The organism is [Leptolyngbya] sp. PCC 7376, assembly GCF_000316605.1.
In the GTDB taxonomy this organism is placed as follows: Bacteria; Cyanobacteriota; Cyanobacteriia; order Cyanobacteriales; family MRBY01; genus MRBY01.
Window position 1 is genome coordinate 171,641 of sequence record NC_019683.1, and the last position, 18,593, is coordinate 190,233.

At 42.8% G+C, this 18,593-nt stretch carries 10 protein-coding genes and 1 pseudogene; 6 read left to right on the top strand and 5 right to left on the bottom strand.

Annotated elements, in window-relative coordinates:
- Window positions 1-42: 42 nt before the first annotated feature.
- Window positions 43-876 (bottom strand): annotated as a pseudogene (locus LEPTO7376_RS00775) (IS982 family transposase); the annotation flags it as partial.
- Here LEPTO7376_RS00775 and LEPTO7376_RS00780 point away from each other — a divergent pair.
- Complete coding sequence (locus LEPTO7376_RS00780) at window positions 875-1,621, top strand: IS256 family transposase (protein WP_083891029.1); 747 nt, start codon at window positions 875-877, stop codon at window positions 1,619-1,621. The pseudogene LEPTO7376_RS00775 and the gene LEPTO7376_RS00780 overlap by 2 nt on opposite strands.
- 471 nt (window positions 1,622-2,092) lie before the next feature.
- On the opposite strand, the gene LEPTO7376_RS00790 is transcribed toward LEPTO7376_RS00780, so the two are convergent.
- The gene (locus LEPTO7376_RS00790; protein WP_015132390.1) at window positions 2,093-9,061 is read right to left on the bottom strand and encodes a tetratricopeptide repeat protein; all 6,969 of its coding nucleotides are present in this window, start codon (window positions 9,059-9,061) and stop codon (window positions 2,093-2,095) included.
- 190 nt (window positions 9,062-9,251) lie between these two features.
- The gene (gene sufR, locus LEPTO7376_RS00795) at window positions 9,252-9,896 is read right to left on the bottom strand and encodes an iron-sulfur cluster biosynthesis transcriptional regulator SufR (RefSeq protein WP_015132391.1); all 645 of its coding nucleotides are present in this window, start codon (window positions 9,894-9,896) and stop codon (window positions 9,252-9,254) included.
- Window positions 9,897-10,107: 211 nt separating this feature from the next.
- Between sufR and sufB the strand changes: the two genes are divergently transcribed.
- The 5 genes from sufB (at window position 10,108) to LEPTO7376_RS00820 (ending at window position 15,652) form a co-directional block, all read left to right on the top strand.
- Entirely contained in the window at window positions 10,108-11,547 is a 1,440-nt protein-coding gene (sufB, locus tag LEPTO7376_RS00800) for a Fe-S cluster assembly protein SufB (protein ID WP_015132392.1), read from the top strand.
- A 77-nt stretch (window positions 11,548-11,624) separates the two neighbouring features.
- Window positions 11,625-12,398, top strand: coding sequence for a Fe-S cluster assembly ATPase SufC (sufC, locus tag LEPTO7376_RS00805; protein ID WP_015132393.1), 774 nt, complete (start codon window positions 11,625-11,627; stop codon window positions 12,396-12,398).
- 5 nt (window positions 12,399-12,403) lie between these two features.
- Window positions 12,404-13,756 carry a Fe-S cluster assembly protein SufD gene (gene sufD, locus LEPTO7376_RS00810; RefSeq protein WP_015132394.1) on the top strand — a complete coding sequence of 451 codons (1,353 nt, stop codon included), beginning with the start codon at window positions 12,404-12,406 and terminating at the stop codon, window positions 13,754-13,756.
- A gap of 45 nt (window positions 13,757-13,801) precedes the next feature.
- Window positions 13,802-14,356 carry a superoxide dismutase family protein gene (gene sodC, locus LEPTO7376_RS00815; protein ID WP_216700275.1) on the top strand — a complete coding sequence of 185 codons (555 nt, stop codon included), beginning with the start codon at window positions 13,802-13,804 and terminating at the stop codon, window positions 14,354-14,356.
- 33 nt (window positions 14,357-14,389) lie between these two features.
- Complete coding sequence (locus LEPTO7376_RS00820) at window positions 14,390-15,652, top strand: SufS family cysteine desulfurase (protein ID WP_015132396.1); 1,263 nt, start codon at window positions 14,390-14,392, stop codon at window positions 15,650-15,652.
- Window positions 15,653-15,735: 83 nt separating this feature from the next.
- Here LEPTO7376_RS00820 and LEPTO7376_RS00825 read toward each other — a convergent pair whose 3' ends face one another.
- Both LEPTO7376_RS00825 and LEPTO7376_RS00830 read right to left on the bottom strand, forming a co-directional pair.
- Window positions 15,736-16,647, bottom strand: a complete 912-nt coding sequence (locus tag LEPTO7376_RS00825; RefSeq protein WP_015132397.1) for a hypothetical protein — start codon at window positions 16,645-16,647, stop codon at window positions 15,736-15,738.
- Between the two features lie 156 nt (window positions 16,648-16,803).
- A complete protein-coding gene (locus LEPTO7376_RS00830; RefSeq protein ID WP_015132398.1) occupies window positions 16,804-18,468 on the bottom strand; it encodes a D-Ala-D-Ala carboxypeptidase family metallohydrolase in 1,665 nt (554 codons plus the stop codon).
- Window positions 18,469-18,593: the final 125 nt, after the last annotated feature.

Genomic DNA, 18,593 nt, shown 5'->3' on the forward strand with positions numbered 1-18,593 from the left:
TGGATAAGGAATGATAGGTCTAATCAAGCTGTAAAGAAGGTTTTTGGGTTGATGGCAGTAAGCAATCAGCCCACACAGCAAGTTCACACAAAAGTTTGTGGGACTGCGATGTCGGGAATGTTCAATCTGTGAGATGTTCTTCAGTTGGTCAATAACTGTCTCAATCAAAGCCCGCTTACGAGCAAAAAGTTTATCTTGATAAACCATCAAATGATGCTTCATATTTCGACGAGGTTTAGCCATTAGGGTCACCTCATGTTCCTCTTGAAGATGCTGGGCTAAAGATTGTGAGACATAGCCTTTATCGGCAAAGACTTTACCCCATAAGTCTTGCCATAACTCCACTATAGGTTGGCGGTCATCGGTATTTCCGGGCGTCACTTGGACGTTGAGTAATTCTCCTCGCTCATTGATGACCAGGTGTAGTTTGAAGCCGAAGAACCATCCCACCGAAGTCTTGCCCCTTGCCGCGCAACCTTCAAAAACACGATGTTGAGAGATACGGCGATTATGGCAAACCTTGATGCTGGTGGCATCAATGAAGCTAATACCAGTGCATTGTCCGAAGCATCGTCGCAGATATGTACAGAGAGGAATCAAGCTCGAAGGTATCCATGTCACAAAGCGTTGATAGCTCACAGCTAGAGGAAACTCTTGTTGCCAATCGCATTTCACCTTGATGAGATAGAAATGCTTGAAATTTCGATAGTGAGATTGATGGAAAGCAATGAGAATAGTCATCACCTCACTCAGACTGAAGCTTCTCTGACGGCGACGGTATTTTTTGCCAGAGCTGAGTAACGCTTGATGCCATAAGGGTTCAAAGACTTGGCAGAAATCATCAACATGGCAAAACAGAGCCTCTAGACTGGACATGGGAGAAAGCCGTGGATTCGTTACAACTTCCACGATATGGGCTTTCTCCTTTTCTTTCCTTATCCAGAACTCACGTTACCTACTCTCACCCCTTTTGCAAGAGGTCAACTGTAATACCAAGGCAGTGATGGAAGAAATCAAAGCATGGCAGCATCGTCCTCTGGAGGAGATATATCCGATATTGTGGCTAGATGGCATGAGAATAAAAATCAGAGAGGAAGGACGAGTCACGAATCAGACTCTCTATCTAGCACTGGGAGTGAAGCAGTCCGGTCACAAGGAGGTCTTAGGAATGTGGCTATCCTCGGGAGGAGAGGGGGCAAAATTTTGGTTGTCAGTGCTGAATGAAATCCACCATCGGGGGGTCGAACATATCTGCATAGCTTGTGTGGATGGGTTGAAGGGATTTCCCGCTGCCATTGAAGCGGTGTTCCCAAAAACGAGAGTGCAATTATGTATCGTTCATCTGATACGAAATAGCCTGAAATTCGTTTCTTGGAAAGACCGTAAGTCCGTGGTGTCAGACCTCAAGCCCATTTATCCGGCCGCCACAGTTGCCGAGGCAGAATCTGCCTTAACTGCTTTTGCGGAGCGTTGGGACGGCATCTACCCCACTATTTCCCAGACATGGCTGAATCATTGGGAAAACATCATTCCATTATTTGATTATCCAGCTCCCATCCGTCGCATCATTTACACCACTAATGCCATCGAAGCAGTCAATCGCTCTTTGGGCAAGGTGTGAAAAACCAAGAGCATGTTCCCCCATGCAGATGCTGCCCTGAAATTGCTGTATTTAGCCCTGAAGAATTTGATGAAGAGATGGACGATACCAATACTCCATTGGAAAAGAGCTTTGAGCTATTTTGCCATTGATCATCCAGAGTATTTTCTTCACTAATTTTCTTTGCTTACACAAAATTCTTGACGCTCCCAAGACTTGGCAAAAATCATCAATGGAACAAAACAAAGGTTCTAGACCGGTCATGGGAGAAGGTAGTGGACTGCTTATCAACTTCCACAATATGCACTTTCTCCTTTTTCTTTCTTATCCCGAACTCACGTTAGTTATCCTATTTTTTTTCTTGCTTGGTTGCCTAACGCCCCTTCTCTATATGCTTTTCACTCCGCTTGTCATCTCCTAAGCTTTTTTCCCGAGAAAACAAAACGAATCTTGCTAAATAAAATATTTTCAAATAACAGTTTAAAATCATCGTTAGACAATATCTAAATCCTCACCCCATCTTTGCAACAACTGTTGATAAATTTCCTGCAATGGTTCACTCCAGTCACCACGAACTTTTTGTCGGAAAAGGCGAGCTGTTGAGTACCAAGGACTATCATTTCGCTCAATCTGCCATCGCCAATCTGCATTAAATGGCAGCAATATCCACACAGGTTTGCCCATCGCTCCTGCTAAATGTGCCACAGCTGTATCGACAGTAATAACTAAATCTAGTTGATGAACCACACAAGCCGTATCGTAAAAATCGTTAAGGCGATTGCCTAAATCAAAGACCGTCTGATTATCGACCCATTTATTAATTTGCGCGGCATCTTCACCAACCTGTAAGCTCCAACAAGATAGGCATTGATCTGTAAATAATCCTTGCCAATTTTCCATTATTAATTCTAAAGACAGAGATTTATTGGCATACATACCAGTGTTTTGACGTCCACTTGCCCATACTAAACCTATCTTTTTACGCTTAGAGTGTTGTTCCAGTCTTAATGTATTTGGTATCGAATCAAAAATGCTCAGATAAGAGTCTATGTAAGGAATACCTGTTTCAAGAGGAGCAAGAATACGAGGTAAACTCATTAATGGGATATGTTTTTTATATTGCTCGAAATCATTGTTCGCATCGTTTTGATCAAAAATTTCAACATCAATAGAGAGACATTTTTCAAAGAGTTTGATGAGCGGCAAAAATGTGGCAATCTTCACATCTAATCCTTGCTTTAAAAGTAGCTCAATATATCGAATAAACTGGATCGAATCACCCATACCCTGTTCACCCCAGACCAATAAAGGTTGATTGATAAACTCTCCATTCCACATTTTGGTATTGAGAAATCTAGGTTCTGTGGGATTAAAGCGCCATTCATACTCAATCCATCCTCTAGAAAATTCACCTCTTAAAAGTAAAATCAAACCTAAATTATGGTGACTCTTTACATCATTAGGATCAATAGTAATCACCCGTTCATAAGCCTCGATAGCATCTTGATATCGTCCCAAATCTTGTAAAACCCGCCCTAAATTATACTGAGCTGCGAGATTTCCAGGTTCCGTTTCCACAATCTTTTGATAGAGTTCACGAGCTTGCTCAAAATCAGATAAGCGGTGAAAAGAATTTGCCAGATTATAGAGAGAACAATTATCTTGAGAATTCAGTTTTACTGCCTTTTGAAAGTATTGAACTGCTTCATCTTCTTTATTTTGTTCTGATAATATATTTCCTAATTGATTAGGAATATTTGGATTCTCAGGTTCCAATAGCTGAAATTTTTCTAGATAACCAATTGCTTCATCAAACCGTTTTAATGAGGTCAAGGCAATAGCAAGATTGTTTAAAGTCCCCCCACTTTCTGGATTGAGTTCAAGAACTCTTTGATAAGCTTCCACTGCTCGACTATATTTTTGTTCCAGCAGAAGTACATTCCCTAAATTATAGAAGAGATCTGGATTATATGGCTCTATTTGAGTCGCACGCAGAAAAAGTTCTTGAGAAGCGATGTAGTCTTTCTCTTGTAGATAAGCATTACCTAATGCATTGATTAAAATCAAGTTCTCTGGAGATATATCTAGTCCTTCTAGATAATATTTAATCGCCTCTTCAATATTTTCATTAGCGAGGCAGTCATTACCAAGGGTCAAATATTTACTGGCAGTATTAACTTGCGAAGTATCGAATGAAGATTTGATAGATTTTTCTGAAGGTGTAAGAGAGAAAGATTGAAGAAGCTCTTGGTACACTTCATGCAAAAGATTTGGCCAATCACCATGATGACCTTGGCGAAAAAGTTTAGCAGTAGGATACCAGGGACTATCTAATCGTTCTAACTGCCAACGCCAATCTGCTTTCATAGGCAGTAAAATCCAGAGAGGTTTACCCATTGCACCAGCTAAATGAGCAACAGCTGTATCAACAGTGATCACTAAATCCAACTGTTTCATTAGACAAGCTGTGTCATAGAAATCGGTAATTTTTGGACTTAGGTCAAAAACATTTTCGTAATTCAAAAAAGGCTTGATTTTCTGACTATCTTGACCAACTTGCAAACTCCAGAACGAAATTTCTTGTGAATTTAGTAATGGATTAAAAACATCAAAGAAAAGTTTTGCTGTCGTTGCACGGTTAGCATAGGTCCTATTGACAGCACCACTTGCCCAGACGATACCTACCTTTAATCCTTTATTATTTGGCAATTCCAAATGTTGAGGAATATCTTCGTTGATCTGAAGATACGATTCTATTGGTAAAGTTTCATTGTTTGCATTAAATATATGAGGCAAACTCGTGATCGCAATATGCTGACGATATTCTCCTAAACCACCTTGGTTAATAGGAACAACATCAATCTCTTTTTCTGTCTTCAAACATTTTGCAAACAGTTTGACTAGAGGTTTTGCTGCTGCAATCACAATCCGTTCAACAGATTCTTCTAAAGCAGTAATAAAACGAATGAATTGAATTGAATCTCCAAAGCCTTGTTCAGTCCAGAGTAAGATTTCTGATTTTGCCAGAGTCTCTCCTTGCCACATGGGGTGAGAGCTTGGCATTTGCCAACCCTTTAATCTCCATTCATATTCTTCCCAACCCTCTTTAAAGTTCAGTGTTTGAAGTAAAGCCATTCCCAAATTACAGTGGGTTTCTACATTATTTGGCTCAAGAGCGAGTACTTGGCGATAGGCTTCAATTGCTTCTAGATATCGATTTTCCATCTCTAATGAAAAACCTAGGTTATTTAATGCACTAGTATGGTGAGAGTTTTGTTTAATAATACGATTAAATACATCTATAGCATCTAAATATCTACTTTGCTTCTGTAAAGCACAACCATAGTTATACTGAAAATCAATATTTCCAGGTGCAAGCTGAACGATTTCAAGGTAGGTATCAACAGCTTCTTCTAAATAGTCTGCCTGTAGTAGTGTATTAGCTAAATTATAGGTTAGATCTAATTGTTTAGGTGCAAATTTTAAGGCTTGTCGAAATGCGATGATCGCCTCATCGTATTTTTCGTGAGCTTGAAAAAAATTCCCAAAATTATTATAGAGATTTAAATCACTTATTTCTATCTTAACTAACTGCTTAAAAATTTCCTGAGCAAGTTCAATATCATTAACTTCATTAATCAATTCTGCTAATAGTAAGCAAAGTTGAGTGTTATGAGGAAACAAATTCAACCCTTCTTGGTAAACTTTAATGGCAGCCTGTATATCTCCAGATTGTTTTAATGCATCACCGGATAATAAGTAACCATGCATTACCTCAGGATAAAGTTCAACAACTTGATTAAAATATTTTAGTGACTCTGAATATTCTTCTCGACTTGCAAAAGCTTCACCTAATTTGATCAAAGATTCTTGATTTTTAGGCTGACATTCCAAAGCTTTCTGTAAGTAGATGATCGCCCCATCAATACGATTTACCTCTAAAAAAGCTCCTCCTAAATTCTGAAAGAAGGATGCTTCTTGATTTGCTGCAAGAATTAATAGATCTAAATGCTGATTTTCGAATACTGAGTTGGCAAAACTCTCTAGGAGCAACTCTCCACATAACTGTTCATAAATAGCATCAAAGACAGTTTGCCAATCGCCATGTTCAGGCTGACGAAAAAGTTGCATAGTCGGATACCAAGGACTATCTTTCCTCTCTAGCATCCAGCGCCAATCAGGCAAATAAGGCAGCATTAACCAGACTGGTTTTCCCAAAGCGCCAGCTAAGTGAGCTACGGCTGTATCGATCGTAATAATCAAATCCAACTGTTCAATGATACAGGCCGTATCATAAAAATCAGTCAGAATTGGACTGACATCAAAAATACCTTTATTTCCCAGCCAAGGCTCAATATAAGCGGAGTCTTCGCCAACCTGCAAACTCCAGAAAGTGATTTGTTCTTCTTCAAGTAGATCCTGCTGAGTTCTGAGAAAAACATCTAACTCAATGGATTTATTTTTGTACATTGAAGTGTTACTGACGCTACTTCCCCAAACAATGCCTATTTTCTTATTTTTTGTTTTTGGCAATGTGAGTTGTGGTGCAATAAACTGTGGTGCTTTGAGATAGGGATTCTGATCAGGAATTGAAGCTGAGGTTGTTTTGAAAATTCTTGCCAAACTCATCAAAGAAGCATGAGCAGTATATTGCTGTATATCCTTAATTTCCAATTGGTCAATTACAGAAATAGACGAATCCAAACACTCTTGAAATAGCTTTACCAGAGGTGATCGCGTTGAGACTGTTACTTTTATCTCTAAATCCTTACAGATGGAAATGTAACGAGCAAATTGGATTGTGTCACCAAAACCTTGTTCACTCCAGAGTAAAAGGTGAGTATTTTTATCGACTGCACCTGTCCACATCGGTGAACCTAACAGTTTACAACTGGAGTAATTCGGATCGAATCGCCATTCATAGGCTTCCCATCCTTCTGCATATTGCTCACTCAGTAATAAAACCCAGCTTAAATTGAAATGTGCACTCTGATTTTCTGGATCTTTCTCTAATACTTCTCGATAATATTGGATTGCCTCGGTAATTTCTTTATCTTGCTGGAGTGCATTAGCTAAATTGTATTTAAAGTCTATAGTATCGGGGCTTAATTGAATTGCCTTACGGAAATGGGCGATCGCCTCATCAAAGTTTTGTTCTGCTTGATAAGCGTTACCAAGATGATTCCATGCTTCCGCATCTTCAGGTGCAAAATCTAGAATAGCTCGGAAAGCAGATCTTGCCTCTGTATAAGCATTGATACCTAAATATGAATGACCTAAATTATTTAAAATCCCTCTATCTTTCGGGTTGATTTCTAGTCCAGTCTCATAGGTAGCGATCGCCTCTTGATAGTTACTATCTAATAAATAAGTATTCCCGAGATTAAAATATAAAGCTGTCGCGTCGGGTCTTAATTCGAGAGCTTCCTCAAAAACGGCAACAGCTTCACTAAATTGCTGATTATTCTGTAAAACTGTTCCCAGCTTATTAAGCAGATCAATATTATGGGGTTCCTGTTTTAATGCTTGTCGATACTCCCAAATAGCACCAATTAAGTTTCCTTGACTTTGATGAACATCACCCTTTTCAATATGGCTTTGAGCAGAATTCAAAATATCTTTTATGACTTTCAATGGTAGATTTTCAATAGCCTGATTATCCAGAGTTTGTGCAATAATTTCAGGCAGATTAACTTCACCAGAAACTAATTTCTGAAGCTGGGCACTAATATCTTCAAAAACACTCTGCCAATCATCAAAGTCAGGCTGCCTAAATAATTGAACAGTGGGATACCAAGGACTATCTGTTCGCTCCAATAACCAACGCCAATCTGAAACTTTTGGCAGCAAAATCCAAGTTAGTTTGCCCATAGCTCCAGCCAAGTGGGCAACAGCAGTATCTACCGAAATCACTAAATCCAACTGTGAAATAATTGCAGCAGTATCAGAAAAATCACCAATCTTTTCACTTAAATCAATAATATTTTCGCCATCTGACCAATCCCGAATCTGCTTTGCATCATCACCCACTTGCAAGCTATAAAAGGCGACTTTCTCTGAAGCAATTACATCTCCTTGAGCCTCGATAAACTCATCGATATTGATCGATTTGGAAGCGTACCACCTTGTTACAAGATTGCCGCTCGACCAAACCAAGCCAATTTTTATTTTTTTAGTATTGCCAAGCTGCAGTTTTTGTGTGGTTTCTGGTGGAGCAGATATATAGGGAATATTGTTAGGAGTAGAAGCCGAATCCGTCTGAAAAAGCCTGGGCAAACTCATCAAAGATGTGTGATGCTGAAATTGACTTAAGGTCGCACTATTTTGATCTATAACCTCAATATCTTCGGGCAAAGAATCTCTAAAAAGCTTCACTAATAAAGGTCTTGTTGCCACTGTAACCTTGATACCTTTTGACTTTACTAGCAGTGCGTAACGGACAAACTGAATCGCATCTCCGAAGCCCTGCTCACTCCACAGCAATAAGGGCTCTTGTGCTGAAAGATTTTCTCCCTGCCATACATTTTGATTGAGTCCAAGGGGAATACAGGTTGGTTGTTTTAAAAAACGCCATTCATGTTCTTGCCACCCTTCCGCAAATTCACCATTAAGCAACAGCAATAAGGCAAGATTAAGGTGATATTCAGGATTGTTTTTTTCTGTTTGAATTGCTTGTCTATAGCATTGAATTGCCGAATCAAATTCGCCATATTCTTTGAGAACATTAGCGTAATTATTTAAGAGTCCCGGATGTCTTGGATGAGTCTCTAAAATTTTTTTGTAATGTTGAATAGCATCTTTATAGTCGCCTTTTTCATGCAAAACCATCCCTACATGTATTTTGGCATCAAGGCGATTTGGATCTATTGCTAAGACTTTCTTAAAAGTGGCGATCGCCTGTTCATATTGATCAAGACCAAGCAGAGCGTGACCTAAATTATTATGGAAGTTGGCGTTCCGAGGCTCAAGCTTTAAAGCGATATTATATGCTTCTACGGCAAGCTGATATTGATTATTCAGCAGATACGCATTACCGATGTTAAAGTGAGCATCAACATAGTTTTCATCAAGTTGAATAGCTCTTTGAAATGCCTCAATCGCCTGTGGCATATCGCCTAAGGCTTGCCAATTATTACCAAGGAAAGAATAATATTTAGCTTCCTTTGAATTGAGTTCAATCGCCGTTTTCAGCGCTTTTATTGCTAGGGCTGGCTGTGAATCCTGGCCGAGTGATGCACCGTATAAAAAATGAAACTCGCTATTATTGGGTTGACTGCGAACAAGCTGCTCGAAGGTCTGAGTCGCTCGTTTAAAATCGTGCTGATTATATTGAGCAATTCCTTGATTGCAGAGGGCCGAAATTTGTTGTGAGCTCGCCCCCATATTGGCAGATTTTGGCGTGAAAGCTTTGGACTTAGCTTGATTTCGAGAACGAGATTTCTTTTTACGGGATTTGCTCATCGGCGGCTTAGCTCAGCTTTATTACAGCAGTGATGGTGACACAAATCATCAACTATCAACTCCCTTTATACAACAACTGTCCTACCATTTCGAGCGCTGGACTATTCGCAATCAAATGAATTGAAGTGCTTCAGCAGAGAATAATGTCACAAGAAATTCAGGCGACCAAAAATTCAGGCAAGTTTCAAAATTAGCCGCGAGATTGGATTACGTAGCCACACTGATGTTCGCCTTCATTAATCCATTGCGTGCGTTCCACTTTGCAATCGGGCAAAATTGCCTCAAACATTTCGAGCTCATTCCCACAAACAACAGGAAAGGACTCAGCAACTTCGGCGATCGCACAATGATGTTCCATCAAGAAAAAACCTTGTCGGCCATGCTCTTCCGCAGGTTTAATTTCAGCCATATAACCTTCAGCCTGTCGTAACCCAACTAATTTTTTTAACCGCTGCGCCAATGTTCCATCTCCGAGGCGATCGCGGTACTCTTGAGCCTTTTTTTGCCACTGCCTACGCAAAATTATTTCGACTTGCTCTTCCCCAGCCGTTTCCACCACCGCATCCAGAAAAGACACCGCAAAATCCCCATGGCGATTGGGAAAGCGATCGCGGCCTGCTCGACTTAACCCGTAGAAAAAATTTGGTCGTCCCTTACCTGCTCGCTGCGCCTTATGCTCAATCAACCCCTCAGACTCCAAGTCCTTAAGATGACGTCGTACTGCCTGGGGGCTAATCTGTAGCGACTCCGCCAGTTGCACAGCCTTCACTTGACCATGCTTTAATAAATGGTTCAGAATATCTTGCTTAGTTGAACGAGTTTCGGAAATAGTCATAGATCCAGCGATCAGCAAAATAGATTTCAGTAGGTTTGACAACTTTTTTGTTGTTAAAGTACCTTAGAATAAATTAAAGCAACACATTTGTTGTTTTAATCATCATAATCGCGTTTCTCCATTTGGACAACGCCGATGGTCAGAAGAGCATTTTTATTTGACTGCTCTTACGAAAGCATTACCCAATACGTCAACGAGAAACTCCCTAGCAATGAGCGCGACTGTCAAAACCCTTGTCAATCAGCCATACAAGTACGGTTTCGTCACAGATATCGAGACCGAAAAAATTCCCCGTGGATTAAGCGAAGATGTGATTCGCCTTATTTCCGCGAAGAAAAAAGAACCGGAATTCATGCTGGAGTTTCGCCTCAAAGCTTATCGTCAGTGGAAAAATATGACGGAGCCAAAGTGGGCTCACGTTAACTATCCGCCCATCGACTACCAAGACATCGTTTACTACTCTGCGCCGAAGAAAGATATTAAGAAAGCAGAGAGTCTTGATGAGATTGATCCTGCTCTCCTTGAGACCTTTGAGAAGCTTGGTATTCCTCTTGATGAGCAAAAGCGTTTATCAAATGTCGCCGTCGATGCAGTATTCGATAGTGTTTCTATCGCGACAACCTTCAAGAAAGATCTTGCAAAATATGGTGTAATCTTCTGTTCCATTTCAGAAGCGTTAGAAGAGCATCCTGAGCTTGTCAAAAAATACTTGGGCACTGTTGTCCCCACCGCAGACAACTATTTCACCGCACTAAATTCAGCTGTCTTTAGTGATGGCTCGTTCGTTTATATTCCTAAGGGTGTTAAATGTCCGATGGAATTGTCCACCTATTTCCGGATTAATGATGGTGATTCGGGGCAGTTTGAGCGGACGTTAATCATTGCTGAGGAAGGTGCTTCGGTTAGTTATCTCGAAGGCTGTACAGCGCCGATGTTTGATACAAATCAGCTCCATGCAGCCGTGGTTGAATTGGTGGCCCTCGATAATGCGGACATCAAATATTCCACAGTACAAAACTGGTTTGCTGGCGACGAAAACGGTAAAGGTGGTATCTACAACTTCGTAACGAAACGTGGTTTATGTAAGGGGGTCAACTCAAAAATCTCTTGGACACAGGTGGAAACAGGTTCTGCAATTACTTGGAAATATCCAAGTTGTGTATTACTTGGTGATAATTCTGTCGGTGAGTTTTATTCCATCGCGCTAACGAATAATCTACAACAGGCCGACACTGGCACGAAGATGATCCATGTGGGTAAAAACACCCGCAGCACCATTATCTCCAAAGGTATTTCTGCTGGTAAGTCCAAAAATAGCTACCGTGGCTTGGTGAAAATGAATCCTAAAGCTGACGGTGCGCGTAACTATTCTCAGTGTGACTCGATGTTGATCGGCGATCGCGCGGAAGCAAATACCTTCCCTTATATTCAAGTGGATAACAAAAACGCCAAGGTAGAGCATGAAGCTTCGACGGCGAAAATTGGCGAGGAGCAGCTTTTCTACTTTGCGCAACGAGGCATTTCTGAAGAAGATGCCATTTCGATGCTAGTCAGTGGCTTCTGTAAGGATGTCCTCAGCGAATTACCAATGGAGTTCGCGGCAGAAGCTGATAAACTTTTGAGCTTGAAGCTAGAAGGTACTGTCGGGTAAGTCTGTAACGAATCGACTTAAACGGAAGGAAACGTATCAATTGTATTTGTGAGTTGTTGAGGAGCCTTTATTAGGTAATGAGTGACGTTATTTTATCGATTAAAAATCTGACTGCGACTGTGGATGGTCAGCAAATCCTGAAAGGGGTAGACCTCGAAATTAAAGCGGGCGAAATCCACGCAATTATGGGTCGTAACGGTTCTGGCAAAAGCACACTTTCCAAGATTATTGCGGGTCATCCTGAGTATGAAGTGACAGGTGGTGAAATCATCTATAAGGGTGAAAATCTTTTAGAGAAGGAAGCTGAAGAGCGATCGCTGGATGGTATTTTTCTAGCGTTTCAGTATCCTCTTGAAATCCCCGGCGTGAGTAATCTTGATTTTTTGCGGGTTGCCTACAACGCAAAGCTCAAGCATCAAGGCAAGGAAGAAATCGATGCGTTTGATTTTGAGGATCTCGTCGAGGAAAAACTCGACGTGGTCAAGATGAACCCCAGTTTTCTGGAACGTAGTCTCAATGAGGGTTTTTCTGGTGGTGAGAAAAAGCGTAATGAAATTCTTCAGATGGCGCTTTTAGAACCGAGTCTTGGGATTCTTGACGAGATTGATTCTGGTCTGGATATCGACGCGTTGCGAATAGTTTCTGAGGGCGTCAATTTTCTCGCGAATAGTGAAAATGCATTCCTTCTCATTACCCACTATCAAAGACTACTGAATTACATTACGCCGCAATTTGTGCATGTGATGTATGACGGTCGGATCGTAAAGAGTGGTGGTAAGGAATTAGCACTTCAACTGGAAGAAACAGGTTATGATTTCCTCGACCAAGAACTTACGACAGGGGCTGTGTAATTGTTATGGCAAAAGGTGAACAGGCGATCGCCTCCTTTGACAACCCCATCACAATGCTTGATTTGTCTCTCTCCCCTCTTTTGCAGCTTGCAGAGACAAATAAAACAGTCTTTAACCAAGGCAGTACAGGTTGGCTAAAGGAATTGCGAACACAGGGTGCCTACAAAGTTTCCCACGCAATATTTCCGACTAAACGCGATGAAGATTGGCGAGTTACTGATATCTCAACCCTCAGGGCAACGAGATTTTTAAATGCGAAAACTTACGAACTCGATGCCGCAGATATCGCTACTGAGCTTGTCGGAGAAGCGATTCATCAATTGGTCTTTGTCAATGGTAAATTTTCTGCTGAGCTTTCCAATACAGAAGAGCTTCCAGAAGGTTTGTTCGTTGGCAATTTAGCGCAGTTATCCGCGGATCAGGCTGAAGAACTAATCAAATATATCGGTGTCCATAGCCGTGAGCGGGATGTTTTTGCCGCACTTAATAATGCCGGTTTTCATGATGTGGCGATTATCTGGGCTGAAAAAAATGTTGTGGTCGAAGCACCGATTCAGGTGTTATTTGTCAACCAAGCAGCTGGGCGACCTACGGCAATGCAAACAAGATGTTTGGCGATCGCCTCTCCATCCTCTAGCTTTAGCCTTATTGAGCAATATGTTGGTCGGGGTAGCGGTGAGCAGACCTATTTCAACAACGCATTAACTGAAATTTTTGTTCAGGAAAATGCGGAGATCAAACATGTGCGAGTGCAACAGGAAATCCCCAATGCCACCCACATCAGCAATACGATTGTTGGCCAATCCCAACACAGCCGTTACAGCATCACAGAAGTAAATCTGGGCGGCAAACTCAGTCGCCATAGCCTCACTATCCATCAGGAAGGGGTACAAACAGAAACCAACCTTAAGGGCTTAGCGATATTAGACGGTGAACAGGTTTGTGATACCCACAGTGATGTTCAGCTCAACTTCCCCCATGGCACTGTCGATCAACTCCATAAATGTATTGTTGATGATTCCGCCCGCTCTGTCTTTAATGGCCGAGTTTGTGTCCCTCAAAATGCCCAGATGACTAATGCAGCTCAGCTAAATCGCAATTTGCTGTTGTCCTCAAAAGCGCGGGTAGATACGAAGCCTGAATTAGAAATCACTGCGGACAATGTGAAATGTGCCCACGGTGCAACAGTGAGTCAACTTGAGGCCGATGAAATCTTTTATCTAAGGAGTCGTGGACTGGATGAGAATGCCGCTCGCTATCTCCTAGTTGATGCTTTCGCTACTGAAATTTTGGCGGCGATCACCATCCCATCATTACGAGAAAAAATTTCTAAACAAGTGCGTATCCAAGACAGCTAGGTGGCGCTAGCATAAGTGGATTCTATCTACCAAAAGCAAAAAATCATGATGACTAATACCATCAAACTCGCTCTGGTTAGTACCCTCACCACCCTTGCTTTTCCGGCAGCGGCGATCGCCGGTAGCGTAACCGTTACCATCAACCTCACCAGTACCCAAGGCATCGGCCCCGAAGTAGGCAAAATCACCTTAGAAGATACAGGCTATGGTCTAATCCTCACTCCTGATCTAGAAAATATTGTGCCCGGAGCTCATGGCTTTCATGTCCATAAAAACCCTAGCTGTGAACCCGCAGAAAAGAATGGCACGATTGTCCCTGGTTTAGCCGCTGGCGGACATTATGATCCTCTCAATAGTGGTTACCATGGTGGCCCCTATGAAGATGGTCACTTAGGAGATCTGCCTCCTCTTTATGCCGATAAAGATGGTAACAGCACCATACCTGTCCTTGCACCACGCCTGAATGTGGCAAATGTTCTCGGTCGTTCACTGATGATCCATTTCCACGGTGATAACTTCTCCGACGATCCGAAACCTCTCGGTGGTGGTGGTCCACGACTTGCTTGTGGTGTAATCCCTGCGACCATACCCGCTTCCTAACCAACCCTTTCTTCCCTACAGAGATGTAATCCCATGATTGTGATGCCAACAAAATCTTTAGCTGCTGAAGTCAGAGATGATTTTCCCATCCTGAACCAAGAGGTGCATGGCAAGCCCCTTATCTATTTTGATAATGCGGCGACATCCCAAAAACCTCAGGCAGTCCTAGATGCGTTGATGCATTACTACACCAGTGATAATGCCAATGTCCATCGTGGGATTCACTCCCTCAGTTCCCGAGCCACAGATGCTTATGAAGGAGCACGGGATAAGGTGGCCAAGTTTATTAATGCCACTAGTCGAGACGAAATTGTTTACACCCGCAATGCTAGTGAAGCGATTAATATTGTTGCCTATACGTGGGGTTTAGCGAATTTAACCGCTGGGGATGAGATTATCCTCTCGGTTATGGAACACCACAGCAACATTGTGCCTTGGCAAATGATCGCTGAGAAAACTGAGGCTGTTTTGAAATATGTGCAGCTGACCAACGAAGAGGCTTTTGATTTTGAGCACTATGAAAGTTTGCTCTCAGAACGAACAAAGCTGGTTTCTGTTGTCCACGTTTCTAATACTCTCGGCAATATCAATCCGGTTGAAGCGATTATTAAATCAGCCCGTCGTTTTGATGCAAAGGTTTTGATTGATGCCTGCCAAAGTTTGCCCCACATGCCTATCGATGTGCAGGCCATGGATTGTGACTGGCTTGTCGGTTCTGGCCACAAAATGTGTGCCACGACCGGGATTGGTTTCCTCTACGGCAAAAAGGAGATCCTAGAAGCGATGCCGCCTTTCCTCGGTGGTGGCGAAATGATCTCGGAAGTTTATTTTGATCATTCAACCTATGGTGAGCTGCCCCACAAGTTTGAGGCTGGTACTCCTGCAATTGGTGAGGCGATCGCCCTCGGTGCAGCAGTGGACTATTTATCTGGCATTGGGATGGAGCGCATTCAAACCTACGAAGCAGAATTAACTGCTTACCTATTTAAAAAATTAGCGGATATACCCAAGCTTAAAATCTATGGCCAACAGCCTGACAGTAAAGGTCATGGCAGAGCAGCCTTAGCAGCCTTTAATGTTGAGGGTATTCACGCCAATGATTTAGCAACATTGCTCGATCATGAAGGAGTCGCTATTCGCTCCGGACACCATTGTACTCAGCCTTTACACCGTTTATTTGAAGCATCTGGTAGCGCTCGCGCGAGTCTCTATTTCTACAATACTTTCGCTGAAATTGATTCTTTTGTGGCAGCACTCAAAGAAACAATCGACTTTTTTACGAGTATGGCTGAGTAACTCCTCAAAATTTCATCGAGCATAAAAAATCAAACACAAAAAAGGGGAGGCGATCGCCTTCCTCTTTTTTTAGACTTAATCCCTTATTTATTTTTAGAAGATCTACGTCTTTGTTGGTTTGCTGATGAGGATGAGCGACGACGCTGCTGTTGGGTATTTCCTCCTCCAGCACTCCGCTTTTTCTGCCTCGTTGCAGATTGAGAACGCGTTCGGGAGGATGGACGAGGGGGACGAGCAGTTTGCGTCCGGAAACTAACATTACCACCTTCCTCAGATTGCCTTAACACAAGCAATGGGGTCGGTTTTGCCTTTTGATCCCATTCCAAAACGGCGACTCTCCCTTGTACACTGGGTTGCCAATTTTCTTGATCTTCAGAAGGATTGAGAAACGTTTTGATGCAAGCGATAATCTGCTCAACTGTACTACTGGAAGATTGAGTAGGTAGTTTTGTGAGTTTAATATGAACCCGAAACAGAACACCTTTAGCACGCTTGCCCTGACCATCATCCGTCTCATAGTGGACATCAAACATTTCATCCACTTGTCGTCCACCAGTTGCAGCAATTCCCACGGTCGCAATATCAGCAGTACTTGGACGCAGAGCAACGCTAATAATTTGCTTGACTTTGACCTGCATCTGGTTCACGATCGCCGAATTAAACATCCCCTCTTCCATCCGCATCCGGAGGTAGTCGAGGTTAAAGTCACGCGAATGCACCAAGTCTGGATTTGTTTCCATTTTCTTGATGGTCGTGAGAGCAAGTTTTAGCTTTTTTTTGAGATCGCGAATTTTGTAACGATCCAGTTTTGTTGCTTTCTCATGCTTTTCAACTAGCGATTTGTTGTAGATGAATAAGCCCACAGAGCTTAGAAAAAAGATCAGTGTAAAAATCATCCATAACGTTGACCCAGACCCTGCAGTTTCTTCGGTTGGGGGAGGTGTTGGTTGTTGCTGGGCAATAACGGGTTGAACCGTAACCAAGGTGTGGGACATGAGATGGAACCTACAGGTAGGTAAAAAGTAAGAGCCTATGGCGTTTTGGGTCGATACGCAGCCATTAACAGGTTAGCAATTGGCGTGACGAAATAAATTGTTTTTGCTAAAAATGCTGCAAAAAGTTAAGGGAGTTGTCCAGGGGTCTTGACCTGTCTAATTACGCCAACGGGCGCGGTAAGAACGGGCATCGATGTGACCAAGGTTTGGGAAGCTGCGATAACGTCCTAATCCACCAGGCCACCAAGGGTCTAATGTCCAATAAATCTGGTTGCCGGACAAACCACTCACCACAAAATCAATGGCATCACCTACAATATGGCGACTATTTGTTGCACCACCAACGGCTCTATTAATGGCAGGGGGACGGTACCAACTGGTGACAATCATCGGACGGCCAAGGCGATCGCGGGCTTGCTGGGCAAGTTTTGCAATCCGAATCATGGCATCAACGGTGGATTGACTGGTTGGGGAACGTTTACCGCCATGGGTTGCTTCTAACCAAGTGAAACTGCCATTTGGGATAATTGAAAGGTTGAGGTTGGCGCGAACGGTGGCCGGCGTCCAGCGACTTGGGCGTTGTGGGACAACAACAGTAATTGGCTTAACAGGTTCGACAACCTTTTTTGGCTCAACCACAATTCGTTTCAGGTCTTCAGTCAAATCGGCGATCGCCTGTTCGCGGTTGGGAAGTTCTCGCCAAAGTTGTACCGCTCGAATAAGGGCATCCCGTTGATGATCCTTATCCTGGTATGAACCCGGCACCCGCTTGATAAACGACACAAGCTCTTGGTCAATTTTCCGCGCTAATTCACGCATCGCTTCGACACTACTACTAGCGGCCTGCAATTGCGCTGGCTCTACCCCTAAACTCGACAAAACATTTTGCCGCGAATTCAACTGGCGCCAAAGTCGCAACGCCTCAGTTAAAGAGTTTCTTTGGCTACCCTTACCCGCATAATATTGCGCGGCATTTTTCACAAATTCCATGATGGCAGGGTCTAAAACGCCTAAATCTTCAGCACTAAAATCTTCTTTGTCGAGTGCTGCGATCGTTGCCTCGCGGGATTCCATTTGTCGCCAGAGCTGAACAAATCGAATCAAGGCCTCACGTTGGTGGGGATAGCCACCATAATTTGGAGAAACTCGCTGAATAAAATGTTTGAGCAATAGATCCAGTTCTGTTTCGTCGATTACTTCAGCATCGAGGTCTGTACCTTTTACCAAGGATTCGATCACAGCATCATGGCTATCCAGCTTCCGCCAAATGCGTACTGTTTCGAGCATGCCTTCCCGTTGGTGAGGAAGTCCTTGGTAATATTGCCCGACTCGTTCAACAAATTGCACGAGGGATTGGTCAAGGCGACCGAGGTTTTTCGGGAGGTCTGCGCCATCATAATCGGTCTGAATGTCATCGATATAAGCTTTTTTAAGTGCTTCGAAGTCACTCACATCGAGGCGACCCACATTTTTTTCGGTGGTTCTGGGGATATAACCTTTTGCAATGCGCTCTAGGAAAATATTGCTGTATCGTCCTTCTGCTCCATCCCAGAGATCGCCACCTTTCCAACCTTGTTCAATTAATGCATCGGTGAGGGCACGAATGGTATTCGCCGCATATTGGGTCTGTTCGGCAAAGGTATCCAGCTCGATGGGAATAACCTGGTTAGCTGGGGTGATGCCCAAGCCCGTGTTGCCATCGGCAAGGTTTGGGGTACGGTGCACTGCGTAGAGTGCCGCCAAAATAGGTTTGTGGATGCCGACCCGTGCTGCCTCGATTAGATAATCGTAGTTTCTTTGCTCTGGATTGAGTTGACTCATGGGAGATGAAGCAATAAGGCGTTTTTTCGAGGAATTGACGTATTGGTAGTCAATATCGTCATTGGATTGATTCTAGCTTAGATCTCTGTAGCGCAATGCAACCTTGTCTTGGTTCGTAAAGCTTC

Coding starts and splice junctions, on each gene's coding strand:
- LEPTO7376_RS00780 (WP_083891029.1), top strand. CDS start 875: ATGGGAGAAAGCCGTGGATTCGTTACAACTTCCACGATATGGGCTTTC.
- LEPTO7376_RS00790 (WP_015132390.1), bottom strand. CDS start 9,061: ATGAGCAAATCCCGTAAAAAGAAATCTCGTTCTCGAAATCAAGCTAAG.
- sufR (WP_015132391.1), bottom strand. CDS start 9,896: ATGACTATTTCCGAAACTCGTTCAACTAAGCAAGATATTCTGAACCAT.
- sufB (WP_015132392.1), top strand. CDS start 10,108: ATGAGCGCGACTGTCAAAACCCTTGTCAATCAGCCATACAAGTACGGT.
- sufC (WP_015132393.1), top strand. CDS start 11,625: ATGAGTGACGTTATTTTATCGATTAAAAATCTGACTGCGACTGTGGAT.
- sufD (WP_015132394.1), top strand. CDS start 12,404: ATGGCAAAAGGTGAACAGGCGATCGCCTCCTTTGACAACCCCATCACA.
- sodC (WP_216700275.1), top strand. CDS start 13,802: ATGATGACTAATACCATCAAACTCGCTCTGGTTAGTACCCTCACCACC.
- LEPTO7376_RS00820 (WP_015132396.1), top strand. CDS start 14,390: ATGATTGTGATGCCAACAAAATCTTTAGCTGCTGAAGTCAGAGATGAT.
- LEPTO7376_RS00825 (WP_015132397.1), bottom strand. CDS start 16,647: ATGTCCCACACCTTGGTTACGGTTCAACCCGTTATTGCCCAGCAACAA.
- LEPTO7376_RS00830 (WP_015132398.1), bottom strand. CDS start 18,468: ATGAGTCAACTCAATCCAGAGCAAAGAAACTACGATTATCTAATCGAG.